This window comes from Micromonospora sp. USAFONa4, from assembly GCF_057197825.1.
In genome coordinates, this window is record NZ_CM170072.1 from 2,824,810 (window position 1) to 2,850,277 (window position 25,468).

27 protein-coding genes are annotated in these 25,468 nt (G+C 75.4%); 8 read left to right on the forward strand and 19 right to left on the reverse strand.

From position 1 onward, the window contains the following. Positions 1–34: 34 nt before the first annotated feature. Entirely contained in the window at positions 35–1,015 is a 981-nt protein-coding gene (locus AC0OO9_RS12240) for a hypothetical protein (RefSeq protein WP_484517314.1), read from the reverse strand. A gap of 1,048 nt (positions 1,016–2,063) precedes the next feature. On the opposite strand from AC0OO9_RS12240, the gene AC0OO9_RS12245 reads away from it, so the two are divergent. Continuing rightward, positions 2,064–2,582, forward strand: a complete 519-nt coding sequence (locus AC0OO9_RS12245; protein ID WP_484517315.1) for a DUF4232 domain-containing protein — start codon at positions 2,064–2,066, stop codon at positions 2,580–2,582. Here the strand turns inward: AC0OO9_RS12245 and AC0OO9_RS12250 are convergent. Together AC0OO9_RS12250 and AC0OO9_RS12255 are read right to left on the reverse strand one after the other, a co-directional pair. After that, positions 2,579–3,454 (reverse strand): ABC transporter permease subunit, encoded by an 876-nt coding sequence (locus AC0OO9_RS12250; protein WP_132239964.1) that lies wholly within the window; start codon positions 3,452–3,454, stop codon positions 2,579–2,581. The genes AC0OO9_RS12245 and AC0OO9_RS12250 overlap by 4 nt on opposite strands. Then, positions 3,451–6,315 carry an alpha/beta fold hydrolase gene (locus AC0OO9_RS12255; protein ID WP_484517316.1) on the reverse strand — a complete coding sequence of 955 codons (2,865 nt, stop codon included), beginning with the start codon at positions 6,313–6,315 and terminating at the stop codon, positions 3,451–3,453. The genes AC0OO9_RS12250 and AC0OO9_RS12255 overlap by 4 nt, the downstream gene beginning before the upstream one ends. Before the next feature lie 363 nt (positions 6,316–6,678). On the opposite strand from AC0OO9_RS12255, the gene AC0OO9_RS12260 reads away from it, so the two are divergent. The 7 genes from AC0OO9_RS12260 to AC0OO9_RS12290 are packed head-to-tail and all read left to right on the forward strand — an operon-like array spanning position 6,679 to position 14,987. After that, positions 6,679–7,863: a hypothetical protein gene (locus AC0OO9_RS12260; protein WP_484517317.1), complete on the forward strand. Its 1,185-nt coding sequence runs from the start codon at positions 6,679–6,681 to the stop codon at positions 7,861–7,863. Continuing rightward, on the forward strand, positions 7,850–10,414 hold the full coding sequence (locus AC0OO9_RS12265) for a sensor histidine kinase (RefSeq protein ID WP_484517318.1): 2,565 nt from the start codon (positions 7,850–7,852) through the stop codon (positions 10,412–10,414). Before AC0OO9_RS12260 ends, AC0OO9_RS12265 begins: the two co-directional genes overlap by 14 nt. Then, complete coding sequence (locus AC0OO9_RS12270) at positions 10,411–10,881, forward strand: roadblock/LC7 domain-containing protein (protein ID WP_484517319.1); 471 nt, start codon at positions 10,411–10,413, stop codon at positions 10,879–10,881. Before AC0OO9_RS12265 ends, AC0OO9_RS12270 begins: the two co-directional genes overlap by 4 nt. Continuing rightward, entirely contained in the window at positions 10,878–11,351 is a 474-nt protein-coding gene (locus AC0OO9_RS12275) for a DUF742 domain-containing protein (RefSeq protein ID WP_311411741.1), read from the forward strand. Before AC0OO9_RS12270 ends, AC0OO9_RS12275 begins: the two co-directional genes overlap by 4 nt. Next, the gene (locus AC0OO9_RS12280; RefSeq protein ID WP_484517320.1) at positions 11,329–12,066 is read left to right on the forward strand and encodes a GTP-binding protein; all 738 of its coding nucleotides are present in this window, start codon (positions 11,329–11,331) and stop codon (positions 12,064–12,066) included. The genes AC0OO9_RS12275 and AC0OO9_RS12280 overlap by 23 nt, the downstream gene beginning before the upstream one ends. Positions 12,067–12,112: 46 nt before the next feature. Beyond that, complete coding sequence (locus AC0OO9_RS12285) at positions 12,113–12,661, forward strand: hypothetical protein (protein WP_484517321.1); 549 nt, start codon at positions 12,113–12,115, stop codon at positions 12,659–12,661. A gap of 22 nt (positions 12,662–12,683) precedes the next feature. After that, complete coding sequence (locus AC0OO9_RS12290) at positions 12,684–14,987, forward strand: AAA family ATPase (RefSeq protein WP_484517322.1); 2,304 nt, start codon at positions 12,684–12,686, stop codon at positions 14,985–14,987. Between the two features lie 65 nt (positions 14,988–15,052). On the opposite strand, the gene AC0OO9_RS12295 is transcribed toward AC0OO9_RS12290, so the two are convergent. From AC0OO9_RS12295 to AC0OO9_RS12370, 16 genes are all read right to left on the reverse strand, one after another. After that, on the reverse strand, positions 15,053–15,457 hold the full coding sequence (locus tag AC0OO9_RS12295; protein ID WP_484517323.1) for a gas vesicle protein K: 405 nt from the start codon (positions 15,455–15,457) through the stop codon (positions 15,053–15,055). 62 nt (positions 15,458–15,519) lie between these two features. Then, positions 15,520–15,774 carry a gas vesicle protein gene (locus tag AC0OO9_RS12300; RefSeq protein ID WP_484517324.1) on the reverse strand — a complete coding sequence of 85 codons (255 nt, stop codon included), beginning with the start codon at positions 15,772–15,774 and terminating at the stop codon, positions 15,520–15,522. A gap of 19 nt (positions 15,775–15,793) precedes the next feature. Then, the gene (locus AC0OO9_RS12305) at positions 15,794–16,633 is read right to left on the reverse strand and encodes a GvpL/GvpF family gas vesicle protein (protein WP_484517325.1); all 840 of its coding nucleotides are present in this window, start codon (positions 16,631–16,633) and stop codon (positions 15,794–15,796) included. Next, on the reverse strand, positions 16,617–16,985 hold the full coding sequence (locus AC0OO9_RS12310; RefSeq protein WP_484517326.1) for a gas vesicle protein: 369 nt from the start codon (positions 16,983–16,985) through the stop codon (positions 16,617–16,619). The genes AC0OO9_RS12305 and AC0OO9_RS12310 overlap by 17 nt, the downstream gene beginning before the upstream one ends. A gap of 1 nt (position 16,986) precedes the next feature. After that, positions 16,987–17,337 carry a gas vesicle protein GvpO gene (locus tag AC0OO9_RS12315; protein WP_132239953.1) on the reverse strand — a complete coding sequence of 117 codons (351 nt, stop codon included), beginning with the start codon at positions 17,335–17,337 and terminating at the stop codon, positions 16,987–16,989. Beyond that, positions 17,297–17,821, reverse strand: coding sequence for a gas vesicle protein GvpG (locus tag AC0OO9_RS12320; RefSeq protein ID WP_484517327.1), 525 nt, complete (start codon positions 17,819–17,821; stop codon positions 17,297–17,299). Before AC0OO9_RS12320 ends, AC0OO9_RS12315 begins: the two co-directional genes overlap by 41 nt. A 3-nt stretch (positions 17,822–17,824) precedes the next feature. Next, positions 17,825–18,580 carry a GvpL/GvpF family gas vesicle protein gene (locus tag AC0OO9_RS12325; protein WP_484517328.1) on the reverse strand — a complete coding sequence of 252 codons (756 nt, stop codon included), beginning with the start codon at positions 18,578–18,580 and terminating at the stop codon, positions 17,825–17,827. A gap of 2 nt (positions 18,581–18,582) precedes the next feature. Beyond that, a complete protein-coding gene (gene gvpJ, locus AC0OO9_RS12330) occupies positions 18,583–19,008 on the reverse strand; it encodes a gas vesicle protein GvpJ (protein ID WP_484517329.1) in 426 nt (141 codons plus the stop codon). Then, complete coding sequence (locus AC0OO9_RS12335) at positions 19,005–20,264, reverse strand: SRPBCC family protein (protein ID WP_484517330.1); 1,260 nt, start codon at positions 20,262–20,264, stop codon at positions 19,005–19,007. The genes gvpJ and AC0OO9_RS12335 overlap by 4 nt, the downstream gene beginning before the upstream one ends. A gap of 2 nt (positions 20,265–20,266) precedes the next feature. Next, positions 20,267–20,749 carry a hypothetical protein gene (locus AC0OO9_RS12340; protein ID WP_484517331.1) on the reverse strand — a complete coding sequence of 161 codons (483 nt, stop codon included), beginning with the start codon at positions 20,747–20,749 and terminating at the stop codon, positions 20,267–20,269. 274 nt (positions 20,750–21,023) lie between these two features. Then, positions 21,024–21,533, reverse strand: a complete 510-nt coding sequence (locus tag AC0OO9_RS12345) for a GNAT family N-acetyltransferase (RefSeq protein ID WP_484517332.1) — start codon at positions 21,531–21,533, stop codon at positions 21,024–21,026. Between the two features lie 172 nt (positions 21,534–21,705). Further along, positions 21,706–22,605: a hypothetical protein gene (locus AC0OO9_RS12350; protein ID WP_484517333.1), complete on the reverse strand. Its 900-nt coding sequence runs from the start codon at positions 22,603–22,605 to the stop codon at positions 21,706–21,708. Next, positions 22,574–23,335, reverse strand: a complete 762-nt coding sequence (locus AC0OO9_RS12355; protein WP_484517334.1) for a DUF3618 domain-containing protein — start codon at positions 23,333–23,335, stop codon at positions 22,574–22,576. The genes AC0OO9_RS12350 and AC0OO9_RS12355 overlap by 32 nt, the downstream gene beginning before the upstream one ends. Positions 23,336–23,357: 22 nt before the next feature. Continuing rightward, on the reverse strand, positions 23,358–23,750 hold the full coding sequence (locus tag AC0OO9_RS12360) for a phage holin family protein (protein ID WP_484517335.1): 393 nt from the start codon (positions 23,748–23,750) through the stop codon (positions 23,358–23,360). Next, on the reverse strand, positions 23,747–24,514 hold the full coding sequence (locus tag AC0OO9_RS12365) for a hypothetical protein (RefSeq protein ID WP_484517336.1): 768 nt from the start codon (positions 24,512–24,514) through the stop codon (positions 23,747–23,749). The genes AC0OO9_RS12360 and AC0OO9_RS12365 overlap by 4 nt, the downstream gene beginning before the upstream one ends. Positions 24,515–24,747: 233 nt before the next feature. Next, positions 24,748–25,326, reverse strand: coding sequence for a DUF3263 domain-containing protein (locus AC0OO9_RS12370; RefSeq protein ID WP_484517337.1), 579 nt, complete (start codon positions 25,324–25,326; stop codon positions 24,748–24,750). Between the last annotated feature and the right edge of the window lie 142 nt (positions 25,327–25,468).

The following is a 25,468-nucleotide window of genomic DNA, read 5'->3' on the forward strand; positions in this document are numbered from 1 at the left end:
GTTGCCGGCTCCGGTCGTGCCGGGCACGCGCGGCTCAGCCCGGGACCGGCCGGTGGACCGGCGGCCTCGGCAGCCGTACGGATCCGGTGGCCGGGCAGTCCTGCTGACGCACCTCGCCGAGGCAGCCCCACTCCGTGCCCGGGGGGCGTTCGAAGTACTGGACGGGCTGCGACGGGACGGCCTCGGTGGTGAACGTGCCGGTGCCGCTCGGGATGCGTTGCTCGTGGGCACCGGTCGTGTCGGTGTAGGACGCGACGATGTGCCACTCGCACGTGTGGGTGGACACCTCCGGCTGGACCCGGAAGGCCATGTTGGATTGGCCGTTGCCCAACTCGACGACGTTGCGGCGGAAGTACAACTGCCCCTCCTCCGCCTCGCCGTCGGCCAGGACGTACGGACCGTGCGGCTCGTCCGTCGGCCCACCGGTCAGGTCCCACAGCAGCCCCTGCCGGGACTCCGCACCCGCGGGGGGAAGGGTGACGACGGTCTGCGCCGTGGGTGCGCGGCACGAGTCCTTCACGGCGGTCATGTCGTTGATCGTGAGCCCGGCGGCGCGATCGCTGTTCAGGTTCAGGTCGAACGTCTGGGCACGGCCGCGGTTCTCGTTGCCGTCCTCGAACGGGGCCACGTAGGACGCGTGCTCGACCACTCGGCCGCCGAGCGGCTTCAGGAACTCCCACACCTCCGACCTCGGGCCGGTCAGTGCGGTGAGGGCGACCTGCTCGTCCTCGGTCAGCGGCCGGTCGAGCAGGACGGTGAAGGCCTCGGGCAGGTCCCGGTCGTAGTCCAGGGGCGTGACGGTGGACACGAAGGCGGGCTGCTCACGGTCGACCGCCTTCGCGGCCTGCCTGTCCGAGCGGGCCCGATCGGTGGCCGTCGACCGGTCCAGGAGGAAGTTGGCCTGGTAGGCGAACAGCGCGCCGACCACGAGGATGACGACGGCGGCGGTCGCGTACACCGCGCGCTGCTTCGGCGGCAGCCCGCGAATCCCGGGCAGGCGCTGATCCGCCAGCACGGTCCAGGCCTTCGGCTCGGCCGCCGACGCGGACGGCCGCGCGGGCGCAGACGGCGGCGCAGGCGCAGAGGCGGACGGCCGCACGGGCGTAGGCGCAGACGACGGCGCAGGCATAGGCGCAGACGACGACGCAGACGCGGACGACGGCGCAGGCGTAGGCGCGGACGACGGCGCAGGCGTAGGCGCAGAGGCGGATGACGGCGCGGGCGCTGACGCGGGGGAACGCTCGGGCGGCGGCACGGGCGCAGACGCGGGCGGCGGCACGGGCGTAGACGGGGCGGACCGCTCGGACGACGGCGCGGGCGGCGAGGTGGACGGCGACTCGGACTGCGGCTCGGGCTGCGGCTCAGGGGGCGGATTGGCCATACCCGATTCTCACTCACCGACACCACGCCATCACTGAACACGTGCACGGTGCCGGTGGCCGACCGCCGTCGCCGCACCCCCGGGGCTTCGCGGCCCGACCGGCGATTCCTCGTTCTGCCGTCGGACCGGTCCCTTGCCCTGCCGTCGGACCGGGGCCGAGGGAGTGCCCGACCCGGGTCATGCGGGAGCGGGACGGGTGATGTCGTAGACGATTCAGCTCGACACGCAGCGCGCCGTGCCGCCGCCCCTGCCGAACGTCGGCCCTGATGGTGACACTGCCACACGGGCCCCATCTGGGGGTCGGCGGGAAACTGCCAGGGGCCGCTCCGGGCCGGTCCCACAGATGGGGCAGCTCGACAGCGCCGCACCGGAATCCCGGCGGCCAACCGTCCGGAGCCCCGCCGTGCCAGACGGCCGGGGCCGACGCAGGGGTGCGGGGCCCGTCCGGTGCGATGATCGGAAGATGTCATCGGCATCGGCATCGGCATCGGCAACGGCAACGAGTCCCGCGCACCGGCCCACACCACGCTCGCGCCGCGCAGTCCCCGGTCCGGTGCGGACGGTCGGGGTCGCGATCGCCGGCCTCGTCCTGCTCGGCGCCTGCGCGCCGGGGCCCGGCCCGGTGCCGGCAGATCCACAGCCGGCCAGCCCACAACCGGCCAAGCCCCTGCCGATCGATACGATGCCGATCGATCCCCCGCAGCTCGTCCCGAGGCCGGGCGAACCGACGCCGCGCGACACGGCGTCCGACCTCGCGGGCGAATGCCCGAAGTCCGGCGTACGGATCACGTCACCGGGCAGCAGCGCCGCGATGGGACTGCGGGCGCTCGGTCTGCTGCTGGTCAACTGCGGCACGAAGCCCTACCGGCTGAACGGCCACCCGGTGCCGCGTCTCTACGACGGCGACGGTGATCGGATATCCGTCCGGGTCGTCGACGGGGCGAAGGAGATCACGTCGGGCTTCGACGCCCCGCCCCGGCCGCTGACCCTGCAACCCGGCGAACGGGCTGCGGCCACCGTGCTCTGGCGCAACCTGGTGACCGACTCGACGGTCGTCGCCACCAACGGCGAGCGCCTGGACATCGCGCCCGCCGAGGGCCGGCCCGCGCAGATGGTGGGCCTGGACGGGCCGATCGACCTCGGCAACACGGGTCGGATCGGGGTCAGCGCCTGGAAGAAGCAGACCGACCCGGCGCCCTAGCTGGTGACGTCCTTGCGGGTGAAGCGCCAGAACGCCAGGCCCCAGAACAGCGTCGCGTAGCTGATCGCCGAGATCGCCCCGCGTACCACGTCGTCGGTCTGCACCGGCGTCGACAGCAGCCCCAGCCAGGCGGTGCTGTAGTGCGTCGGCAGGAACGCGCGTAGCGCGCCCAGGGCGGTGATCTGGTCGAGGATGCTGGAGAGGATCCAGAGCAGCACCGCGCCGCCGACCGCGCCCAGCGCGGCGTCCGTCACCACGGACAGCAGGAACGCCAGGCCGGCCACCACCAGGAGTACGACCGCCAGGTAGCCGAGCACGCCCAGCAGCCGCAGCAGCCCCTCGCCCGGTTCGAGCTGGGCCGCCACCGTGCTGCGCAACGGCTCCCAGCCGTAGCGGAGGGTGCCGATGAGCAGGGCGGTGCCGGCGAGCAGCAGCAGCGCCAGGGCCGAGTAGACGAGCGCGACGAGCAGCTTCACCGTCAGCAGGCGGGCCCGGGGCACCGGCACCGCCAGCAGGTAACGCAGGCTGCCCCAGCTCGCCTCGCTGGCCACCGTGTCCCCGCAGAACAGCGCCACCACCACGACCATCAGGAACGACGCCGAGACGAAGATGGTGAAGAGCGTGAAGTTCAGCCCGCCCGACGTGGCGAACTCCACCAGGCTGCCGAACTCCCCGCGCCCGTTGTCGTCGTCGCCGCCCGTGTCGAACTGGAACGCGATCAGGATGATCAGCGGCAGCAGCACCATGAACCCGAGCGCGAGCTGCGTACGCCGCCGGAAGGCCTGCCGCCGGAACTCGGCGCCGAACGGCAGGGTTGCCGAGGGCCGGTAGCCGGCCGCCGCTCCCACCGTGGGTGACGTGCCCGCCATCATCGGTCCCCGCTTCCCCGAGAGTTCTCGCCCACCAGGGCGAGGAACGCGTCCTCCAGACGGCGCCGCGGCACCACCCGGTCCACCCCGATGCCGGCCCGGACCAGCTCGGCGACCACCTCGCTGCGGGCGGTGCCGTTGGTGTCCACCACGAGCTGCCCCTCCCCGTCGGGAAGCACCCGCACCCCGTCCAGGCCGTCCAGCACCGCCCGGGCGGCCTCCGGGTCGGTCACGTCGAAGAGCACGCTGGGCGACTCGCCGACGATCTCCTCGACCGGGCCCGAGGCGACGATGCGGCCCTTGTTCACCACCACCGCGTGGGTGCAGGTCTGCTCCACCTCGGCGAGCAGGTGGCTGGAGACCAGCACCGCCCGGCCGTCGGTGGCGTAGCGCTGGAGCACCCGGCGCATCTCCGCGATCTGCGGCGGGTCGAGCCCGTCGGTCGGCTCGTCGAGCACCAGCAGCTCGGGCAGGCCCAGCATCGCCTGCGCGATGGCGAGACGCTGCCGCATGCCGTGGCTGTAGTTGTTGGTCTTACGGTGCACGGAGTCGCCCAGGCCGGCGATCTCCAGGGCCTCCTCGAAGTGCGCGTCCCCGGCGGGCCGGCCGGTGGCCCGCCAGTACGCCTTCAGGTTGTCCAGCCCCGACAGGTGCGGCAGGAAGCCCGGCCCCTCGACGAGCGCCCCGATCCGGGACAGCACCGGCGACCCGGGCACCAGCCGGTGCCCGAAGACGTAGATCTCGCCGGCCGTGGGCTGGGTCAGCCCCATCAGCACCCGCAGCGTGGTGGTCTTGCCCGCGCCGTTCGGGCCGAGCAGGCCGACGACCTGACCGGGGTGCACCTCGAAGTCCACGTTGGAGACGGCGACGAAGCCGTCCGCGTACTCCTTGCGGAGCTGCCGCACGGCCAGCGGGACGCCCGCGTACGCCGGGTGGATGGAGCTGTCCTGGCGGCGGTGCCGGCGGCGGACCACGGCGACGACCACGACGAGCCCGACGACGATCGCGGCGACCAGGCCGACCAGCACCCAGCGCCACACGGTGGCGGAGGTGGGGATCGGGTCGCCGGCGACGGTCGGCAGGCTGACCGCGCCGGTGGCCGCGACGGTGTGCACGGCCGGCTCGACCGGAGTGGCGTACGCCTGGTCGGAGGTCGCCACCACCACGCGCAGCCGGTGCCCGGCCTCGATCCGGCGCACGATCGCCGGCAGGGTGACGGTGACGGGGCTTGCCGCGTCGATCGTCGGCGGCAGGCCGGTGAGCCGGACCGGGGCGACCAGACCGTTGGGCAGGGTGGCCGCGCCGTTGGGGTCGACGTCGTAGAGCTTGACGAAGAGCACGGCCTCCCCCGTCGGCGACGCCGCCCGCACGTCGACCGTCGGGGCGCCGACGACGTCCACCGCCTCGGCCAGCGGCTCCGACTCGAAGCGGGCGTGCTGGCCGGGAATGTCGCCGGCCACGCCGCCGAGCAGCGACGACAGCTCACCGGCGAAGGGCACCGAGGAGATGGCGGCCGGGTTACGTGACGGCGGGTTGGCGACGGGCTGGGCGGGGCCGGCCACCGGTACGTCCCGGCGGGCCGTACCGGCGACGCCGGGGTAGTCGGCGTAGCGGTAGCCGGTCGCCACCAGCCCCCGGTCGAGGGCGTCGAAGCCGGCGATCCGCGACCAGGTGAAGTCGTCGCCCGGGGCCTCGCCCTCGCCCTTGACGTAGTGGTCGAGCCACTGCACGGTCAGGAACTTCACCCGGTCCGAGTCGGTCTTCGGGCCCTCGCCGCCGTCGTGACCGCCGGTGAACCAGGCCACCCGCACAGGCGTGCCGGCGGCGGCGATGCCGTTCGCGTTCGCGTTCGCCTCGCCGAGCGGGAAGAGGGTGTCGGCCTCGCCCTGCACCAGCAGGGTCGGCGCCTTGATCCGGTCGAGCACCCCGGCCGGGCTGGAGCGGCGCAGCAGGTCCACGGCGGCCTGGTCGGCCCTGCCGGTGGTGGCGATGCGCAGGTACGCGGCGCAGATGTCGGCGGCGAACCGGCCGCAGGCCGGGTCACCGGCCCCGGCGGGGGCACGCCCCGGACCCGTCCCCGGGCCGGCGCCCGGCCCCGGGCTGGGCGGGCCGGCGGAGGCGGGCGCCCCCTCGGGCTGCGCGGCGCTGTTCCCGGAGAGCCCGGCCGGCCCGGAGCCGACGTTGCCGCCGCCGCCGAAGAACAGCCCGGCCCAGCCGGACTTGAACACGCCCTCGGTGGGCTCCTTACCGCTGCTCTCCGGCAGGAAGGAGCGGGACAGGTCGTTCCAGGTGATCATCGGCACGATCGCGTCGACGCGCTGGTCCTGCGCGGCGAGCAGGAGCGCCAGGGCGCCCCCGTACGAGCCGCCGACGACGCCGACCTTCGGGTCCCCGGCGGCGTCGGTGCGGATCTCGGGACGGGCGGCGAGCCAGTCCAGCAGCCGTTCGGCGTCCCGGACCTCGTAGTCCGGGTGGTCCAGGTGGATCTGCCCGCCGCTGCGGCCGAAGCCCCGCGCGGTCCAGGTGAGCACCGCGTAGCCGCGCCCGGCGAACTCCTCGGCGTCGGCGCGGACGGACTCCTTGGTGCCACCGAAGCCGTGCGCCAGCAGCACCGCCGGCACCTTGTTCGCCGCCGACGCGTCCTCGGGCAGGTAGAAGGTGGTGTCCAGGTCGACGGGCTCGTCCCCGCCCGGCCCGGAGCGGACGTTCACGAACGCCGCCTCGGTGCGGACGGCCGGCCCCTGCGGCAGGACGGCCCAGGTCACGGCGGCGGCGAGCAGCACGACGACCACCGTCGCGGCGACGGCGCGCCGGCGGGTGGGCAGGGCACGCCGGATCCACGCGGCCGACAACGGCGATCTCATTGGGCACACGGTACGGCCCGGACCCTGAGCGTTGGCTGAGATCCTCCGTACGTCCGTCCGGTTGATCCGATCGGCGTCGCACCGGCGCGGTCCAGACGGTCTCACGGAGATGAATTCGGATCATGTGAATTCCGATGTTCGTCGGAAATCCACTCCGATCCATCCTTGTCACTCTCTGGCCTGGCACGGACGGTGCCTGGCGAGTGACCCTGCGGTTACTTCGGGCTTCGTGACGCAAAGCTGACCGTCCGGCGGCCGGAACGGCCCCCGCTGGTCGGTTAGTTTTCCGGTCCGGTGCACGGGACTTCGCCGCCGACCCCCGACACCCCCACCGATCCCGTGCTCCCGCCGGAGGAGACAGACATGACCGTCCCCGCACCGCCGGCCCGCCGGCGGCCCACCGCGGTGGGCCGCGTACTGCCGCTGCTGCTCCTCGTGGCCCTGCTCGCGCCGATGACCCTGCTGTTCGTCCAGACCTGGCGGCTCACGGCCGACGACCGGGACCTGGCCGGCCGGGAACGGCTGGGCGTGGAGTACCTGCGCGCCCTCGCCCCGGTCACCCACGCCCTGGTCGAGGCCCAGTCCGCCGCCGTCGCCGCCCGGCCCGTCACCAGCGGGGCGCTGACCCGCGCGGTCGAGGCCGCCGCCTCCGTGGACGCGCGGATCGGCGACGAGTTGCGCACCAAGGAACGCTGGGCGGGCCTGCGGGCCAGGATCGAGGCGCTGGGCGCCCGCGGCCCCGCCGACCCGGAGGCGGCCTTCACCGCGTACGGCGAGGCCACCGACCTGCTGCTGGCGCTGCACGGCAAGGTCCGGGAGACGTCCGGGCTCGTCCGCGACCCCCGGCCCGACTCCTTCTTCCTCCAGCACGCGAGCCGGGACCTGCCCGAGGCGGTCGTGGCGGCCGGCCGGCTGGCCGATCTGGCCGTGCTCGCCGACCGCCGGCCCGCCGCCGACCGGAACCGCACCGCCGTCGAGATCGCCGCCCTCCGGGTGGGCGTCCTCACCCCGGCCAGTGACCTGGTCGCCGACCTCCGGGCCGCCGTGGACAGCTCGGAGAGCGCCGACCTCGGCCCGAGCGTGCTGAACCCGCTCGACACCTACCAGCGGGCCGTCGAGACGTTGGCGGCCCACTCCGCGCCGGCCGGTCGCGACGCGGAGACCGACCAGGCGCGGATCGGCGGCGCCCGGCAGAACGCGCAGGCCGCCGCCGAGCAGCTCCAGCCCGTCATCCTGGACGAACTCGACGCGCTCCTCGCCGGACGCTCCCGTGACCTGGACCGGGACCGCTGGCTGACCGTGGCGGCCGGGGCGCTGGCCGTCCTGCTGTGGGCGGCACTGGGCGCGGTGTGGCTCGCCGCCGCCCGGCGGGCCCCGGGACGCGCGGCACAGGCCCGACGCGAGCGGTACGGCGCCGACGCCCCGCCGGAGGACACGCCGTGGCAGCCGGCCGCCGGACGGGGTGCCGAACCGCGTCAGCTCCAACCGGCGGGGTCGGCCCGCGAACGCGGCGGCGCGCAGTGGGGGCCCTCCGATGCTGCTCGCTAGGCTCCGCATCCGGGGCAAGCTCGCGCTGCTCGTGGTCATCCCGCTGCTCAGCATGGTGGCGCTCGCCGTGCCGGCGGTGCTCGACCGCGTGGCCGCCGCGCAACGGGCCGGCGACATCGCCGACCGGGTCCGCGTCGCCAGCCGGATCGGCAGCCTCGTGCAGGACCTGCAACAGGAGCGCGTCCTCTCGGTCGGGCTGCTGCTCGGCCGGGTCACCCGCAGCGAGCTGATGCAGCGGACCGCCGGCGTGGACGACCGGGTCGCCGACCTGCGGGCCACCCCGGCGGGCCTGCTGCCGCCGGAGGTGACCGGGGCCCTGCACGGCGTACGCGGGCTGACCGACGTGCGTGCCGCGGTGCTCGCCGGCACCGCCACCCCGGACCAGATCATGGCCGCGTACGGGCCGGTCAGCACGGGACTGATCGACGCGCTGCGGCTGCCGTTCGGGGTGGACACCGACACGGCGGCCGGGCGGCAGGTGCTGGCCCTGGACGGGTTGCTCCGCGTCGACGAGGCGATGGGCGCCTGCGCCACCCTCATCGTGCTCGTCAAGGCCACCGGCTCGCCCCGGGTCAGCGCCTCGTACGTCGCCTGCATGGCGGGGCTGCGGGCGGACAACCAGGGGTTCCGCAGCCTCATCACGCCGGAGCAGTTGAAGCTGGTGACCCTGAACGACGCGGCCGTGGCCGCCCGGACCAGCGCGGACTTCCTCAGCAGGAGCGCGCTGGACCCGGCCGGCGCGACCAGGGACATCCCGCTGGACGCCCTCTTCCCGTCGGTCCGCTCGATGATCACCTTCGGGCAGTTCATCGAGAAGAAGCTCGTCGCCGACGTCATCGCCGAGGTGAGCGGGCAGCAACGCCGGGCGCTGACCGAGGCGTACCTGGTGGCGGGGATCGTCACCCTGATCCTCGCCGTGGTGGTGCTGCTCAGCGCGGCCGTCGCCCGGACGGTGGCCCGGCCGCTGACCCGGCTCACCCGCTCCGCCGACCGGGTGGCCCGGGTCGCCGAGGCGGAGCTGACCCGGGTCGCCGACGACGAGACCGAGGGCGCCGCGCCGGTACGCCTCGACCCGGTCGACGTACGGGCCCGCGACGAGATCGGCGACCTGGCCCGCGCGTTCGACCGGGTGCAGAGCACCGCCGCCCGGCTCGTGGAACGGCAGGTCGCCGGCCGACGCAACGTGGCCCAGATGTTCGGCCACGTCGGCCGCCGTACGCAGAACCTCGTGGGCCGGCAGATCGCGCTGATCGACCGGCTGGAGCGGCAGGAGACCGACCCCGGCCGGCTGGAGCACCTGTACCGGCTCGACCACATCTCCAGCCGGCTGCGCCGCAACGCCGGCAGCCTGGTGGTGCTCTCCGGCTCGGCCGGCGCCGACCCGCACGTGGCGCCGGTGCCGCTCGCGGACGTGGTCCGGCTGGCGCTCGGCGAGATCGAGGACTACACCCGGGTCGACGTGCAGGTCCCGCCCGGCGTGTCGGTGGCACCCGGCACCGTCGGCGACCTCGTCCTGGCGCTGGCCGAGCTGATGGAGAACGCGACGGTCTTCTCCCCGCCGCACACCCGGGTCACCGTGGGCGGCGAGCCGACCGGCTCCGGCGCCCGGCTGACCGTGGTGGACCGGGGCATCGGCATGGCCCCGGAGCGGCTGGCGGAGGAGAACGCCCGGCTCACCCGGCGGGAGCGGCTGGATCTCGCGCCGACCGAGGTGCTGGGGCTCTTCGTGGTGGGTCGCCTGGCCCGCCGGCACGGCTGGCAGGTGCGGCTGACGGCGACCGCCGGTGGCGGGGTGACCGCGCACCTGGACGTCCCGGAGACGTCGCTGGTCGTCCACCGCGCCGAGCGGGCCGGCGTGACCGTGGCCCGGGCCGCCGTACCCGTCCGTGACCGGCGCTCGCCCGACGAGCCGGAGGTTGCCCGACCCCGCGCGGCGGCCGGCGCGGCACCGTCCCAACCCCCCGCGGCGGTCGGCACGGCGCCGTCCGGAGTCGGCGCGGCGGCGGAGGCGGTGCCGCCCGGGTTCGACGCGGCGCTGCTGAGCCGTGCCAGCCGCAGCCTGGAGTCCGGCGCCTCCTGGGACGCGTTCAGCTCCAGTGCTGAGCCGGCCGGCGTCGAACTGCGGGCGCCGGCCGGCGCCGGGCCACGGGCCCCGGTCGCCGCCGCCCCGCCGGGCATCCGGCAGCGGGTGCCCGGCGCCACCCTGCGCCCGGCCGGGCCGCCGGCCCCATCGGCCGCCCCGCCGGTGAGCGGGCCGGTGCCGGTCACCGACGCGGACCCGGCCGCCGCCCGCGCACTCGTCGAGGCCGTCGAGTCGGGCGTACGCCGGGCCGAACTGGGCCGGGTCAGCCCGGACGGCACCGCGCCGGCCGGGCTGACCCGGCGGGTGCCCGGGGCGAACCTGACCGCCACCCCGGCCCGTCAGCCCGACAGCCCGCCGGAGAACCCGGACGAGGTCCGCGACCTCCTCACCGAGTTCGAGGCGGGCGTCGCCCGCGCCCTGCGCGAAGTCAGCCAAGACCACCGCTACGAAGAGGGAACATCACGGTGACCAGCACCTTCCCGCACGACAACGTCGACCACCAGAACCCGGGCGCCGGGGACCTGAGCCCGGAGGCGCGCACCTTCAACTGGCTGCTGGACTCCTTCACCTCCAGTACGGCCGGCGTGCTGGAGGCGATCGCCGTCTCGTCGGACGGGCTGCTGATGGCCATGTCGGCGATCAAGGACCGCTCCAACGCGGAACGGCTCGCCGCGGTGGTCTCCGGCATGACGAGCCTCGCCGGCGGCGCCGCGAGCTGGTACGCCCTCGGCGGGCTGAACCGGGTGGTCGTGGACATGGCCGAGGGTTACCTGCTGATCAGCGCGATCAGCAGCGGCTCCGTGCTCGGGGTGGTCGCCGACCGCTCGGCGAACCTCGGCACCGTCGCCTACGAGATGACGCTCTTCGCCGGGCGGGCCGGTGGCGCCCTCACCCCGAGACTGATCGCCGAACTGAAGAACGCCGCCCAGCAATGACCCCCGAGGTCGCCGGCGAGGGGCCGGACCCGGAACCCACGGTCCGGATCCGGCCCTACCTGCGCGCGTCGTCCCCGCACGACGCCCGGCCCGGCCTGCCGGCGACCACGGCCGCGCCGGCGACCGAGGACGGGCCCGCCGGTCCGCGCCCGTTCGTGCTCACCGCCGGGCGGGTGGCCGGCGCCGATCCGGCGATCGGGCTGGAGACGCAGGTGACCGCCCGGCCGGCGACTGACCGGCCGGCGTCGCTGACCTGGCTGGCACCCGAGTTGCAGGCGATCGTCTCGCTCTGCGACGAGCCGATCTCGGTCGCCGAGATCTCCGCCCGTACCCGGTTGCACTTCGGCGTGACCCGGGTGCTGGTCGGCGACCTCCGCGCCGCGGGCCACCTCGACGTGCACGACGGCGCCGACGCCCTCGACCCCGACATCATCCTGCGAGTGATTGATGGACTCCGTGCGATCTCCTGAATGGCCGGTCGCCCCGCTGGGCGGGATCGCCGCCAACAGCGCCGCCACCCGGTACGGCTCCCCGACGGGGCCGCAACCCGCCGCGTCCGCTCCGCCGCCGCACCGGGTGCCGGCCACCGGGGTGGCCGCGGTGCCCCGGCCCACGCCGGCCGCCGCCCCGCCGATCCCGGTCAAGATCCTCATCGCCGGCGGCTTCGGGGTCGGCAAGACCACCACGGTCGGCGCGATCTCCGAGATCGCCCCGTTGACCACCGAGGCGGAGATGACCACCGCCGGGATCGGCGTCGACGACCCCGGCGTACGCTCCGCGAAGACCACCACCACGGTGGCGATGGACTTCGGCTGCGTCACCATCGACCGCAGCCTGAAGCTGTACCTGTTCGGCACGCCGGGGCAGGCCCGGTTCGGTTTCATGTGGGACGACCTGGCCCGGGGGGCGCTCGGCGCGCTCGTCGTGGTGGACAGCGCCCGGCTCGACGACTGCTACCCGGCGATCGACTTCTTCGAGCGGGCCGGCCTGCCCTTCGTGGTCGGCGTGAACGCCTTCGACGGGCGGCTGGCGCACGACCTCGACGCGATCCGGTGGGCGCTGGCCGTCGGCGACCACGTGCCCCTGGTGCAGTTCGACGCCCGGGACCGGCTCTCGGTGCGGGACGCCCTGCTGGTCGTCCTCGACCGCGCACTGGAGCGGGCCACCCGGGAGGGAAGGTCCTGAACCGCTGCGGCGGTTCGACCCGTTTCACGAGAAGGGGTGGTTCGTGATGAGAGGTGGACTGGACGAGACACTGGCCCGGATGGCGCGCCGCGAGGAGGCGTTGCGGCGGCGGGCCGCCGAGGCGGAGCCGGCGGGCGGGGAGGCCGTCGGGGCGCCGGAGGCGCGGGGCGGATCCGAGCCGGGGCGCGCGGACGTCCGGGGCGAGGGGCGCAACGCCGGGCCCGGCTGGGCCGACGCGCGGCGGGGCGCGGAACACCGCGATCCCGTGGTGGAGGTCGCCGAGGCGGTCCGTCGCGTGGTGGCCGGCCACCCCGGCACGGCGGTCAGCATCCGGGTCGAGCACGACGGGCAGGCGTACCCGCTGCGGGTCGCCTGGACCGACGCGGGCGTGACGGTCGACGCGGAGGCCCCCGCGCCGCCGCCGGCGTGGCCGATGTCGGTCAAGACGGTGCCGGCCTGGACGCCGGCCCAGGAGGGGCTGACCCCCGACCCGGCGGCGCGGCTGGCCGAGCTGATCCGCCGCGACCCCTCCCTGGTGGGGGACGGTGACGCTCCCCGCGGAGCACGGAACGCACCGGGAGCGGGCAGGGCGTGACCACGGCGGCTAGGGTCGGGCGGTGGCGGAACCCGACCTGACCCTGACCGCGAGCCTGCGGCCGGCGGCCCTCGACGCCCGACGGGGCGTCGTCCGGCTGCACCCGGAGGTGCTCACCGCGCTGGCGCTGCGCCCCGGCGACCCGGTGCGGCTGGCGGGCCGGCGGGTGACCGCCGGCATCGTCGCGCCGGCCGAGCCGACCGCCAGCACCGCGCTGCTCTACGCCGACGACCTGATGCTGGGCAACCTCGGCATCCGCGACGGCGCGCAGGTGACGGTGAGCCGCCTGCCGGTCACGCCGGCCCGTCGGGTGCTTCTCGCCGGTCCGGCGCAGATCGCCGCCGTGGTCTCGCCCGAGATGCTCCGGCTGGCCCTGCTCGGCAAGGTGGTGACGACCGGGGACGACGTGTCGCTGCTGCCGCAGGACGTGCTGCCCGACGCCTCGGTGCGCAGCCTCGTGGAGGCCGCCCGGCGCAGCCTCTCCAACAGCGTCGGGTACGCCTGGACCAGCACCCTGCTCGCCGTGGTCGCCGCCGAGCCCGACACCGGTTCGCTGGTCACCATGGACACCGTCGTCGGCTGGGAGCACGGCCAGGCGACCCACGGCTCCGCCGGCACCGGCCCCGCCCCGCAGGGGCGACGCCTCGACGCGGGCCCGACGCCGAACGGGACCGCCCCGGGCCGGGCGGCTGCCACGGGGGGCGTACGCCTCCCGGGCGCCGTGGACGCCGCGGGACACACCGCCGGGAGCGTCGACGACGCGCCGCCCGCGGTGGACGAGCTGCCCGGGCTGCGGTCGCAGGCCGAGGAGCTGACCGAGCTGCTCGACCTCGGCTTCCACCACCGGGAGGTGCTCGGCCGGCTGGGCACGACCGTCTCGCTGGGCGTGCTGGTCGCCGGTCCGGCCGGCTCCGGCAAGGCGGCCCTCGTGCGGGCCGTGGCCGCCCGGGTCGGGGCCCGGGTCAGCCCGCTCTGGGCTCCCGAGGTGGCCGCGCTGACCAACCAGGCCGCCGCCGAGCGGCTGCGCGCCGCCGCGGCCGAGGCGCGCGCGGACGGCCCCGGGGTGCTGCTGGTCACCGACGTGGAGGCGCTCGCCCCGGCGGACGGGCCGGGGCCGGTGGCGACCGTGTTCCGGCAGGTGGTGGCCGAGACCGTACGGGCGGGGGCGGCGGTCGTCTGCACCACCGGCCGGCCCGAGGCCGTCGACCCCGCGCTGCGGGCCCCGGACCTGCTCTCGCTGCGGATCAGCGTGCCGCTGCCGGACGCGGCCCTGCGCCGGGAGCAGTTGACGGTGCTGACCCGGCAGGTCCCGCTCGCCGACGACGTGCGGCTCGACGAGGTCGCCGGGCGTACCCCCGGCTTCGTCGCCGCCGACCTGGCCGCGCTGCTCCGCGAGGCCGGGGTGCGCGCGGCGCTGCGCCAGAAGTCGGCCGAGACGCCGACGGTGGCGATGGCCGACTTCACCGCCGCGCTGGAGGTGGTCCGTCCCACCACCATGGCCGCCTCCACCCTGGAGCTGGCCTCGGTGACGCTGGACGACGTGGGCGACCTGACGGAGGTCAAGGCGACGCTGACCGAGTCGGTGCTCTGGCCGCTGACCTACCCGGACACCTTCGCCCGGCTCGGCGTGCAGCCGCCGCGCGGGGTGCTCCTCTACGGCCCACCGGGCTGCGGCAAGACCTACCTGGTCACGGCGCTGGCCGGCTCGGGGCGGGCGAACGTGCTCTCGGTGAAGGGCGCGGAGCTGCTGTCGAAGTGGGTCGGTGAGAGCGAGCGCGCGGTCCGCGAGCTGTTCCGCCGGGCCCGGGAGGCCGCGCCCACCCTGATCTTCCTGGACGAGGTGGACGCGCTCGCCCCGGTACGCGGCCAGGCCAGCGACGGCGGCACCACCGACCGGGTGGTGGCCGCGCTGCTGACCGAGCTGGACGGCGTGGAGACGCTGCGCAACGTGGTGGTGGTCGGCGCGACGAACCGCCCCGACCTGGTGGACCCGGCGCTGCTGCGCCCGGGACGGCTGGAACGGCTGGTCTACGTGCCGCCGCCGGACGGGCCGGCGCGGGCGGAGATCCTGCGCGCCTCGGCCCGGAACGTGCCGCTGGCACCCGAGGTGGACCTCGTGGAGCTGGGCGGCGAGCTGGACGGCTTCTCGGCGGCGGACTGTGCCGCGCTGGTGCGCGAGGCGGCCCTGGCCGCCATGCGGGAGTCGCTGACGGCGTCCACGGTCACGGCCGCGCACGTGGCGGCGGCCCGCGCCCGGGTCCGCCCGTCCCTGGATCCGACCCAGGTCGCCTGGCTCGCCGCGTACGCCGAGAAGCGGGCCGGCTGACCGCCCGCGCCCCCGGCGCGGCCGGGAGTGACGGGCGCTGGCGGCCCGATGGCGTGGACGACTCGTCAGTCGGTGGGCAGGAGGGGGCCGAGGGGCCCGAGGTCGAGATTGAGGTCCTCGGGCGTGAGGCCGAAGTAATCACGCAGCCCCGCCATCTGCTCCTCCAGGGCCATCAGCGTGGTCCCGATCCGTTCGATCTGCTCCTCGGTGAGGTCGCCGAGGTCGACCCGGCGCAGCGCCTGTCGCTCCATGAGCTGCCGCAGCAGCTCGATCACGGTGAGCACGAGGCTGGCCAGCCCCCGCTCGACGCCGTCCCGGTCGACGGCGAGCCGGCGGTCCAGCGGCGTCACCCGGGGCGGCTGCCACCGGGTGTCGCCGAGCGCGGCGGCGAGCTCGGCCGCCTCGTCCCGCCGGCCGCCACCGCCGCCCGGCTCGTCCCGGCGGGTGCCACCGCCGCCCGGTCTGCCCACGCCCACTGCGCCGCCCCCACCACCCGGGCCCGTCGCGCCGTCCGGACGGCCACCCGGGGCGGTCACGGCCACGTCCCCGGCGGCCCGGCGGCGGCGCTCGGGGCAGTGTCCCGCAGTTCCGGCGGGGCGAGCGCCCCGACGGAGGCCACCAGCGCGCGCAGGGAGATCCGGACCAGGTCGATGTCGGCGATGGCGATCGTGATGTCGCCGCTGATCACCACCCCGGTGGCGAGGACCCGGTCGAGCAGGTCGACCAGGGCCACCGGCCGGTAGGCCAGCGGGTCGTCGGCGCTGCTGGGGGCAAGCGACGTGGTCACCACGCCGGCCCCCGGGCCGTCAGCACGCCGGCTCCCGTACGGTGAGCGCCGGCTCGGCGGGCCGCTCCTCGGCGAAGGAGTACGGCGGCCACGGGCCGGTCAGCTCCAACCGGATCTCCGGGTGCCGCCCGGCGAGCGCGCCGACCAGCTGACGGAATCCGGCGACCGACCCCTGGCCGACCAGGTACGCCCCGTTGAGCACCATGGCGGTGGGCGCGCCGGAGAGCCGGCGGTCCTGCGGGGGGTGCCGCCGGACGGCCACCGCGTGCCCGGCCAGTGCCTCGTGCACGGCGGAGGCGGCGTCGGCGGCGATCCGCTGCCCCTCCTCGCGGGCGGTGAGCTGGGCCCGGCGCCGCCGCAGGTACGCCGCACCGGCGCCGCCCGACCCGGCCGGCTCCGCCGCGCGGGGCGTCGCGCCCGGCACGACGTACCCCTTCACGCCCCACTCGTCGTGGCCCGTGAGCCGGTTCAGGACGGTGCTCAGCTCGACCCGCCGGGCGGTGAGCTGCGCCGCCACCCGGGCGTCGTCGTGGTGGACGGTGGCCAGCCGGGCGGGCACCACGACGCCCTCGCGGGACAGGGCCGCGACCACCGCGTGGTGCGCCCGGGCCGCCCGCTCCAACCAGGCCAGGTCCTCCAGGTTCCGGCGCAGCGCCTCCTCGCCGTACTCGGACAGTGGCGCGGCGCTGACGACGGCGACCAGGCCGGCGGCCCGCACCGCGCGCACCGGGGCGCCGTCCATCCCGGCAGTCGCGGCGAGCAGGGCGGGATCGACCTCCCGCGCCACGCCGTGCAGCCACACCCCGACGCCGGGGCTCGCCGGCCCGGTGGCGGGCGCGAGGTCAGCCGTCGAACTCATCCCGAGCCTCCCTGCGGGCGGCCGTCCGGGCGACCCGGGGGCGGCGTTCCGCCTCCACCTGCTCCGGGTCCCGTGGGCCGGGCTCCACCGGCGGCCTCGCCCGGGAGCTGAGCCACGGGTCGTGCTCCCACCAGTCGATGCCGATCTGCCGGGCCGTGTCGACCGAGGCGATGACCAGTCGCAGCTTGAGCGTCAGCAGCTCGATGTCGAGCAGGCTGACCCGGATGTCGCCGGCGATCACGATGCCCCGGTCGAGTACGCGCTCCAGGATGTCGCCGAGATTGGCCGGCTCGTGCCCGGCGGGCAGGACCTGGCCGGAGTTCTGCACCACCGGGGGCGGCTGCACGCTCACCTCAACCCACCTCGCCCTTCCCGCGCTGGTAGCGCCGCGCCCGCCGGTAGCCGAGCAGGCCGCCCTCCAGGTCCAGCTCCACCTCGTAGAGGCCGAGCAGGTCGGTGGAGCTGGGGATACGCCGGTCCTCGATCACCTCCACGCCGATCAGCCAGCCGTCCCGCGACGACTTCAGCGAGGTGGTCCCCACCGGATCCCGGCCGGTCAACTCGACGATCTGCCGCATCCCCTCGCGCGCCGCCTCGGCGGCCGTGATGGGTTCGAGGTACTCCTCCTCGTCGTCGTACCGGTCGTCGTCGACGGGCTCGCTCCTACGCGCCCGACCGCCGTCGCCGCGGATCAGACCCTCCATTGCGCTCACCTCCCTCGCCGCCGCGCGACACCCGCCGCGAGCGTTCGGTGCCGACCTGCCGCGCCCGTTCCGTACCGGTCCGCCGCGCCCGACCCTCGCCGGGCTGCGGTGCCCGTTCCGCGCCGGCCTGCCGCGCCCGGCCGGAGGCGGACTGCCGCGCCCGGTCCGCGCCGGACTGGTGCCGGGTCCCGCCGTTCTGCCGGCGGGTCCCGGGGCCGTTCCGGGCCGGGGCCCGGCCCGGGGCGGGCGCCGGCCGCTGGACACCGCCGGTCAGCCGCTCCAGCACCTGCTGCTGCCCTTGGTCCCGTTCCGCGGCGCTGATCTCGCCCGCCGCCGCCGCCGCGTCCAGCGTCTCCAGCTCGCGCCGGACGTCGACGGGGTTGCGCTGCCGCGACTCCGCCTCCCGGGCGATCACCTTCACGACGGCGGTCAGCCCCCGCACCGGCGCGTACGGCAGGGTCAGCAGCGTCCACAGGATGTCCACCGGTCACCCCATCAACTGGTGGGCGCTGACGAAGTCGTACGGCGCGAGCGGGCCGAGCAGCCGCATCCGGATCAGCTCCCGGCGCTGCTCGGCGTACTCCTCGACCGCCGAGACGAACTCGTCCTCCCGGTCCTGTTCGACCAGGAAGGCGGCGTTCGACGCGTCCAGCTCGTTGCTCGGCGGCCGGGGCGCGCTCGCCACGACGAGGGGACCGAGGGTGTCGACCAGTTGCCGGTTCTCCGCCTCCCGGCGCAGCTCCACCGCCTGGCTGATCATCTCGCCGAGCCGGATCCGCTGCGTCCGGGTGGCCGCCTCAGGCTGCCCACGCACCTGGTCCGCCAGGTCGGCGGCGCCCGGGTTGTCCGCCAGCACCGCCGCGATCAGGTTCGCCTCGTCGTAGCGTCCGTGCACCGTGTACTGGATCCGGCCCTCGAACTCGTCGAGCGCTGCGACGAACCGGTCGTGGTGCGCGTCCAGCAGGTCGGCGACCGCGTCGGGCCCGGTGACGACCGTGCCGAAACGCACCGGCAGCACCGGCGCCACCGCCGCCGTGCCGTCCACCAGTTCCTGGTACGCGGTCAGGTCCGCCGGCCGGCCGAGCGGCTCGGTCAGGCTCACCTCGCTGACCAGCGCGGCCAGGTCCTCGTGCCGCACCGCCGTCACCTCTCCAGGCGGATCGCCGACCCCGGCGGCGTCCGGGGTCGGCTCCACGTCGGAGGGCACGATGCCGTAGATGAACAGTCCGGTCTCCTCGGCCATGCTCACCGCTCCTCGTCCCGTCGCCGCCGGGGCCGGTCGCGGTCACGGTCCCGGTCCCGGTCGTCCGAGCCCAGCTCGCCGACGGCGTCCTTGATCGCGCCGACCGTCTTACCGACCCCCGAGACCGCCTTGCCGGCGCCGACCGCCCCCGAGGCCCCCTCGACCAGGTCGGGCAGCCCCTTCTGGCCCTTCGGCGTGATGTCGAACCGGTCGACCGCCTCGGCGAAGCGCAGATAGGTCTCCACGCTGGCGATGACGATCCGGGCGTTGATCTCGACAAGCTGGATGCCGACCACCGCGATCGAGACCTGGGCGTCGATCACCACGCCCTTGTCCAGCACGGTCTCCACGACATCGGCCAGGCCGGAGCCCCCTCCGCCGCGTTCCAGGGCGCCGCCGCCCTGGCCCTCACTCGTCGCGATTGTCACTCCCGCTCCTCCCGTCGACGGCGGACCACGGGACGCCGGGGCGCTTCCGGTGAACGGCGGGCCCGGGGCTCCTCGCGGGAACGGGGCTCCTCGCGGGGCTGCGGGCGGCGGGCCCGCTCCGGGGCACGGCGGCGCGGCGGGGGCTGTTCCTCCTCCGGCTCCTCCTCGTACTCGTCGTATTCGCCCTCGTCGTACTCGTCCTCGTACTCCTCGTCCTCGGCCGGGCGACGGCGCTGGGGCGGCCGGCGGCGGCCACGCTCGGCGGGCCTGCGCTTCTCGTACTCCTCGTCCTCGGCCTCATCCTCGGGCTCCTCCTCGGGCTCGGGCTCGCGCCGGCCGCGCTGCCCGCGCTCCTCGCCCTTCTCCTGCCCCTCGCGCTCCTGCTCCTCGCGCTCCTGCCTCTCGCGCTCCTCCTGCTCCTCGCGCAGCGCGGTCTCGTGGTCGCGGACCACCCGCGAGTCCTCGATCTCGCCGCGCCAGCCCTGCACCGAATCCGGGTCGAGGACCGTGCGGGTCATCACGTGCCGGACGAAGTGCTTCAGCTCCAGCCGGACGCGGCGGCCCTGGGCCCGCCACAGGTTGCCGGTGTGCTCGAAGAGGCCCTGCGGGTGGTACTCCAGCACCACCAGGATCCGGGTCAGGTCGGGCGACAGTTCGTGGAAGCTGACGGTGCCGTCGACGGAGCCCTTCTCGCCCTTCGAGCGCCAGTGGATCAGCTTGTCCGGGATCTGCCGGACGATCGTGGACTCCCAGGTGCGGTGCGACCAGAAGACCTGCGCCTTCCAGGTCAGCTTCTCGTCCGACTCGGTGTCGACGTTCTCGACCTTCTTCATGAAGCTCGGGAAGTCGCCGAACTGGGTCCACTGGTCGTACGCGACCCGGACCGGCACGCCGACCTCGATCGCCTCGACGATGTTGGTGACCTTGACCTTCTTGCCGCCGCCCTTGCCACCCTTGCCGCCCTTGCCGAGCGCCGACATGACCTTCTCCTTACCGCCGGCCAGTCCGGCATGGACCATCGCCTTCACCGGTGAGCCGCCCTCCGCGATCTTCTGCGCGCCGGTGGCGGCGGCGATCAGGCCGGGGCCGCCGCCCTGCTTCGCGTAGTCGCTGAGCCGGCCGGTGGCGCCCGTGATCCGCTCGGTCACCACCCGCATCGCGCGTTCGCCGATGGCGCTGGCCAGGTTGCGTGCCTCGCCGGCGAGTTGGCCCCGGACCTTGTCCCCGAGTCCGCCGGGGTTCGTCGTGTCCGGCATGGTCACCGCCCCCGCCGCTGGTCGCCGCCGTCGCGGTTCCGCTGCCCGCCCTCGTCGTCGCGCTCCCGCCCGCTGTCGTCGTCGCGGTCCTGCTCCCCGCCGCCGTCGTCGCGCCCCTGATGCTCCGCATCGGTGTCCCGGTCCGGCCGGTCGCCGTCGCCGCTGGCGCCGGCCCCGCCCTTGCGGCGCAGCGCGTCGGCCGAGCCGCGCAGCTTGCCGCTGATGGCGTCGATGCCGCTGCCGGCGGCGGCGGTCGCGGCCGCCTTCGAGGCGGCGGCGAGCGGGCCGCCCAAACGGCCGAGGTTGCTCAGGTGGGGAGACGACTGGAGCAGGTTGCCGCCCGCCTTCAGCAGTCCGCCGGGCTCCCGGCTGGCCCGGCCGGCCGCGACCGCGGCGGCCAGGGTGAGGGCGGTACGCAGCTTGCGCCGGCGGCCCAGCAGGTAGCCGAAGCCGACCGCGAGCCCGATTCGTGCTCCGCTGTTCATCAGTTCTCCTTCGCTCCCCGGAGCGCCGGACACCTGACGGCAATGGTCGAAAGAATGGCCGCCGGGGATCAGCACGCGCCGGACCGCACATCAGGTGTCCCGTTTAATCGGACCCGACGGGCAGTACCCGTTGGCCTATCGGCGAAACACTCCCGCGCCTTGCCGACACCATTAACCCGGGCCGGAGCACGCGCCTCACGAACCGCGCAAAGCCGACACGAAGGCAGCGCCGAGCAGGAAGAACGTCAGAAAGGAAATAATTGCGGAACGGCCGTCACATGGCCGGCAGCGTCGAGTCGAGGCATATCTCGGCGTGCACCGCACCGCCACTTTCGCGCAATTTGGCGCCACACTTCTTGAGGACGGAAACGGCGCCGTGGTTGTCGACGGTGGTCTCCGCCACCACCAGTCGCATTCCGGCCGCCGCCGCCTCGTTCAACAGTTCGCGCAGGGCGGCTGGGCCAATTCCCTGGCCCCGGGCGGAGCGGCCCAGCCACATCCCGGTCTCGACCGTGCCCGGCTCGGTGCGGCGGCTCATCCGGATCATGCCGACCACCTCGCCGCCGGCCAGGATCGCGTACATGCAGGTGCCGGTCGGGCCGTCCAGACCTCCGAAGCTCGCCCGGTGGAACTCCCGGAACGCCTCCCGCCGGGCGCACGACCAGCCCGCAGGGGCCTCCACCGGCGGCATCACGTCGCCGGGCTCCGCTTCCGCAGCCGCTACGGAGAGCAACGGTTCCAGGTTCTGCTCGTCCACCGGCTCCAGCCGCACCGTTCCCGCCACGTGCCGCAGTCTGCCGGCCTCACCGGCCCAAGTCCACCCCATCGGGCCCCGACTGGCGGTCCGGCGGAAGGTACCAGCCGGTCGGACCGCATCGTGTTCCGCCTCACGCTCCGCTGTCGACCGCCCGTCCGGCCCGAGTGACGGGCGGCGGGCCCGCCCACCCGGGGACCGGTCAGGGTGCCTCTGCGTCGAACTCGCAGAGCACCACGGAGGCGTCGTCGGCGGGCTTGTGCCGGCGCAACCGGTCCGGATGGTCGCGCTCGGCGACGCGTACCCGGTCGATCAACCCGCCGGGGCCCTCGGCGGTCGCCACGTCCAGCAGCCCCGCCCAGTCGAGGACGCCGAACTGCTCCACCAGGGCCGACGCGCCGTCGCTGAGCAGCGCCGCCCGGCGTACCGCGCCCGGCCCCCGCAGCGGCAGGGTCCCGGTCACCGCGTGGAACGCCGCGTCCGGGTCGGCGGCCGCCACCCAGTAACCGTGGGTGCGGTTCATCCGCGCCCGCTGCATGTCGACCGCCTGCCGGATGCGGGTGACCCGGTCGGTGCCGCTGGCCGGCAGGGCCGCGACCATGGTCCGCAGCTCCGCCGTGGCGGCGTCCAGTCGGTCGTCGGTGACCACGCCGACCCGACCGCCGGCGTCGAGCACCAGTGGGCTGTCGCAGAGCACGAGGTAGTCGAGGTGGTCGCCCCCGTCGCGCAGCAGGCAGACCGTGCTCGACGGGGTGCCCGGATGGTCGAGGTCGCACCCGTCGCCGTGGTCGGCCCGGACCGCGAGGATCGCCGCCGCCAGGTTGCTCATCAGGGTCGCCGTCGGGCGGACCGCCTCCGCGAGCCCGAGCCGGGCCGCGAGGTGCCGGACGTACCAGGCGGTGCCGTGCGCGCAGCCCGTGTCGAAGCCCTCCGGCACGCTGGCGCCGTCCAGCACGCCGACCAGCGGTCCGAACCGGAAGACCAGGTCCTCGTTGACCGCCCGGCCGGGGGGCGGCGCGGACGCGGAGCGTACCCGCATCGTCCGCGCCGCCCCGACCACCCGGGTCGCCTCAGCGGCGACGGAGGTCGTCGGCGGTCTCATGCGCCTGCCCCTGCATCTGGTGGGCGGCCGACCGGCCCTGGTCCCGGACGGCGGACGCGCCACTGGCGGCCGTCGCACCGACCGCCCGGGCCGCGTCCCGCGCCGGTCCGCGCATGTTGTGGCTGACCTCGTGGCCCATCTCGCGGCCCACCTCGCCGGCCTGCTCCCGCAGGTGTCTGGCCTGCGCCAGCAGCTGGTCGGAATGCTCGCCGACCATGTCCCTGGCCTGGCCGGCCCAGTGCCGTTCGGGGCGGCTGGGCGGGATGAGCGACGAGACCAGCAGCCCGGCGCCGAAGGCGATCAGGCCGGCCGCCAGGGGGTTGCCCTGCGCCTGCTGGCGGGACTGCTGCCCGAGCGAGCGGGCCTCCTCCCGCACCGACCCGGCCACGTGCGACACCTGCTCCCGGGACTGCTCCCCGAACGCCCGCGCCGAATCGGCCGCGTGCGACATCCGTTCCCGGGACTGCCCGCCGAACTCCCGCGCCGAATCGGCCGCGTGCGACATCCGCTGACCTGTCGCCTGCGACATCCGCTGTGCGGCGCCGTGCCCGTCAGACTGCACGCCCATCACCTTCTCCCTGGCCCGGGTGAACGCGCCGCGGGCCTGCCCGACGCGCTCACCTGCGATCCGTCGCGGGTTGACCTTGTCGGCCAGCGCGTCGACGTCGCTGCTCAGTTCGTTCCGGGTGTTCTCGATCTCCCGCCGGATCCGGTCCGGATCGTTGGACATGATCTGCTCCCTCCCGGCTGGTTCACCGGCCGCGCACCGCGTCCGGAATCTCCTGTGCGGTCTGCCTCGTCCGGGGCAGCACCGAGCGGAGCTGCTCCTTCTCCTTGCGCGCCCTGGAGAGCAGGACACCCGTGACGACGCCCCAGATGACGGCCACGATCAGCGCCGCCCAGCTCTGGTCCATCACGTTGGACAGCCCCCACCACAGCGCGTACGACACGAACAGCACCGTCAGGAAACCGGCCAGCGAGGCTCCGCCGAACATGCCGGCGAGCCTGCCGACCTGACCCGCCTCCTCGCGCAGTTCCGCCTTGGCCAGTTCGACCTCCTTGCGGACCAGCACGGAGAAGTCCCGGGTCACGTCGCCCAGCAGGTCGCCGACCGACTGCGTCCGCTCCTTCTCGGGGGCACTCACGGCGCCACCCCGCCCGGGATGTCCGGCCCCTGCCGACCGGACGGCGAGGCGTTGCGCACCCGGGCCGTCCCGGTGTACGCCCCCTCGGGCATGTACGGCGCCTCGGCCGTCCGCTCGTACGGCTGCGGTCCGGCCGCGGTGGGCGCGGTACCCGGCCCGGTCGGCGGCATCGACGGCTGGCCCTCGCGCCGCACCCCGTCGCCCGACCCGGTCAGGTTCCGGGTGAGCCGCCCGACCAGCATGCCGGCCAGGGCCGCGCCGGCCAGGAAGGTGCCCGGGTGCCGGCGCGCGTACGACCGCACGTCGTGGAGCATCTCCCCGGGTTCGCGCTCGTCGAGCCAGCCGGCCGCCTGCTGGGCGGCGTCGGCGGCCCGGCGGACCGCCTGGGCGGCCATCCCGGAATCCTCGCTCCGCTCCGCCATCGAGCTGAGTTCGCGCCCGATGCCGCGCAGCCCGTCGGCGGCCCGGTGCTGCTGCGCCCGGGCCTGGTCACGCAACTGCGTGCCGGCCTCGCCGGTCAGGTTGCGCGCCTGCCGCCGGGCCTCCGACGCCACGTGTCCACCCTGTTCGGCAGCGGCGTGCGCGACGTGTCCGCCCTTCTCGGCGGCGGTGTGCGCAGCGTGTGCGCCCTTCTCGGCGGCGGTGTGCGCGAGGTGTCCGCCGGCCTGGGCCGCCTGGTGCCCGACCCGGGACGCCTCCTGCCGGGTCTGCTGTGCGGTGCCGGTCGCACCGTCCGGTGGCCGGCTCGGGTTGATCTGCGTCATCGCCCGCTCCCTCCGTCGGCCCCGGGCCGTAGGTCACGGCCCGGAACGTGAACCGGCCGCGAGATGCGGCCCGGAACGACACCCGCGTACCCGCGCGGATCGCCGACATTCCGCACCGGCGTCGGGGGTAGGAGCGGCGGTCCGCCCGGGCGCGCCGCCACGCGGGCGGCACCGGACCGGTCGGTCGGAACGGGGTCGGCGGGGCCGGGACCGGTCGCGGGGTACGACAGCGGTCAGCGGCGGCGGTTGCGGGCCCGGGAGGAACGCAGTCGGCGCAGCCGCCCGACCAGCACCGGCTCGGCGGCGAGGGCGGCCGGGTTGTCGAGCAGCCCGTTCAGCAACTGGTAGTAGCGGGTGGCCGAGAGGCCGAAGGTGTCCCGGATCGCCTGTTCCTTGGCGCCGGCGTGCCGCCACCACTGCTGTTCGAAGGCGAGGATGCCGCGCTCACGCTCGGTGAGGCCACCCTCCGGCCCGGCGTCCGCCGGGGCGTCGGCGTCGGTGCCGGCCCCGCTCGGCGGGGCGTCGGCGTCGGTGCCGGCCCCGCTCGGCGGGGCGTCGGCGTCGGTGCCGGCCCCGCTCGGCGGAGCGGCGGCCTCGCGGGGCGGGGCCACGGCGGCGTCCGGCTCCGGCGCCGAGCGGGGCTGCGGGACCGTCGGCGTCCCGGCGCCCGCACCGGTACGCGGCTGGGGAACGACGCTGGCGGTGTCCCGCGCCTCCCCGGTGGCGTCCGCCCCGACGGTCGCGGCGGCCTCGCCGGGCCGGCCCGGCACGGGCGGCTCGGTGGCGGCCGGGGCGGCGTCGGCGGGCTGCATGGCGCTCCTCGTGGGGCTGGCGGGCGGCACACCACGACGCCGACCGGTGGGGGACCCCCAGCCTAACCAGGGCAGACCCGGTTCGCATCGGACGACAGTGCCGGAACGTGACCGCTCCGGTTCACGTCGTGTCCGTCCCGCG

What these genes read in the sequence shown, in the direction of transcription:
- AC0OO9_RS12245 (WP_484517315.1), top strand. Translation starts at nt 2,064, where the DNA reads ATGCCGATCGATCCCCCGCAGCTCGTCCCGAGGCCGGGCGAACCGACG.
- AC0OO9_RS12305 (WP_484517325.1), bottom strand. Translation starts at nt 16,633, where the DNA reads ATGAGTTCGACGGCTGACCTCGCGCCCGCCACCGGGCCGGCGAGCCCC.
- AC0OO9_RS12250 (WP_132239964.1), bottom strand. Translation starts at nt 3,454, where the DNA reads ATGATGGCGGGCACGTCACCCACGGTGGGAGCGGCGGCCGGCTACCGG.
- AC0OO9_RS12315 (WP_132239953.1), bottom strand. Translation starts at nt 17,337, where the DNA reads ATGGAGGGTCTGATCCGCGGCGACGGCGGTCGGGCGCGTAGGAGCGAG.
- AC0OO9_RS12285 (WP_484517321.1), top strand. Translation starts at nt 12,113, where the DNA reads ATGAGAGGTGGACTGGACGAGACACTGGCCCGGATGGCGCGCCGCGAG.
- AC0OO9_RS12370 (WP_484517337.1), bottom strand. Translation starts at nt 25,326, where the DNA reads ATGCAGCCCGCCGACGCCGCCCCGGCCGCCACCGAGCCGCCCGTGCCG.
- AC0OO9_RS12255 (WP_484517316.1), bottom strand. Translation starts at nt 6,315, where the DNA reads ATGAGATCGCCGTTGTCGGCCGCGTGGATCCGGCGTGCCCTGCCCACC.
- AC0OO9_RS12275 (WP_311411741.1), top strand. Translation starts at nt 10,878, where the DNA reads ATGACCCCCGAGGTCGCCGGCGAGGGGCCGGACCCGGAACCCACGGTC.
- AC0OO9_RS12325 (WP_484517328.1), bottom strand. Translation starts at nt 18,580, where the DNA reads ATGGCCGAGGAGACCGGACTGTTCATCTACGGCATCGTGCCCTCCGAC.
- AC0OO9_RS12340 (WP_484517331.1), bottom strand. Translation starts at nt 20,749, where the DNA reads ATGAACAGCGGAGCACGAATCGGGCTCGCGGTCGGCTTCGGCTACCTG.
- AC0OO9_RS12365 (WP_484517336.1), bottom strand. Translation starts at nt 24,514, where the DNA reads ATGACGCAGATCAACCCGAGCCGGCCACCGGACGGTGCGACCGGCACC.
- AC0OO9_RS12265 (WP_484517318.1), top strand. Translation starts at nt 7,850, where the DNA reads ATGCTGCTCGCTAGGCTCCGCATCCGGGGCAAGCTCGCGCTGCTCGTG.
- AC0OO9_RS12355 (WP_484517334.1), bottom strand. Translation starts at nt 23,335, where the DNA reads ATGTCCAACGATCCGGACCGGATCCGGCGGGAGATCGAGAACACCCGG.
- AC0OO9_RS12335 (WP_484517330.1), bottom strand. Translation starts at nt 20,264, where the DNA reads ATGCCGGACACGACGAACCCCGGCGGACTCGGGGACAAGGTCCGGGGC.
- AC0OO9_RS12280 (WP_484517320.1), top strand. Translation starts at nt 11,329, where the DNA reads ATGGACTCCGTGCGATCTCCTGAATGGCCGGTCGCCCCGCTGGGCGGG.
- AC0OO9_RS12350 (WP_484517333.1), bottom strand. Translation starts at nt 22,605, where the DNA reads ATGAGACCGCCGACGACCTCCGTCGCCGCTGAGGCGACCCGGGTGGTC.
- AC0OO9_RS12260 (WP_484517317.1), top strand. Translation starts at nt 6,679, where the DNA reads ATGACCGTCCCCGCACCGCCGGCCCGCCGGCGGCCCACCGCGGTGGGC.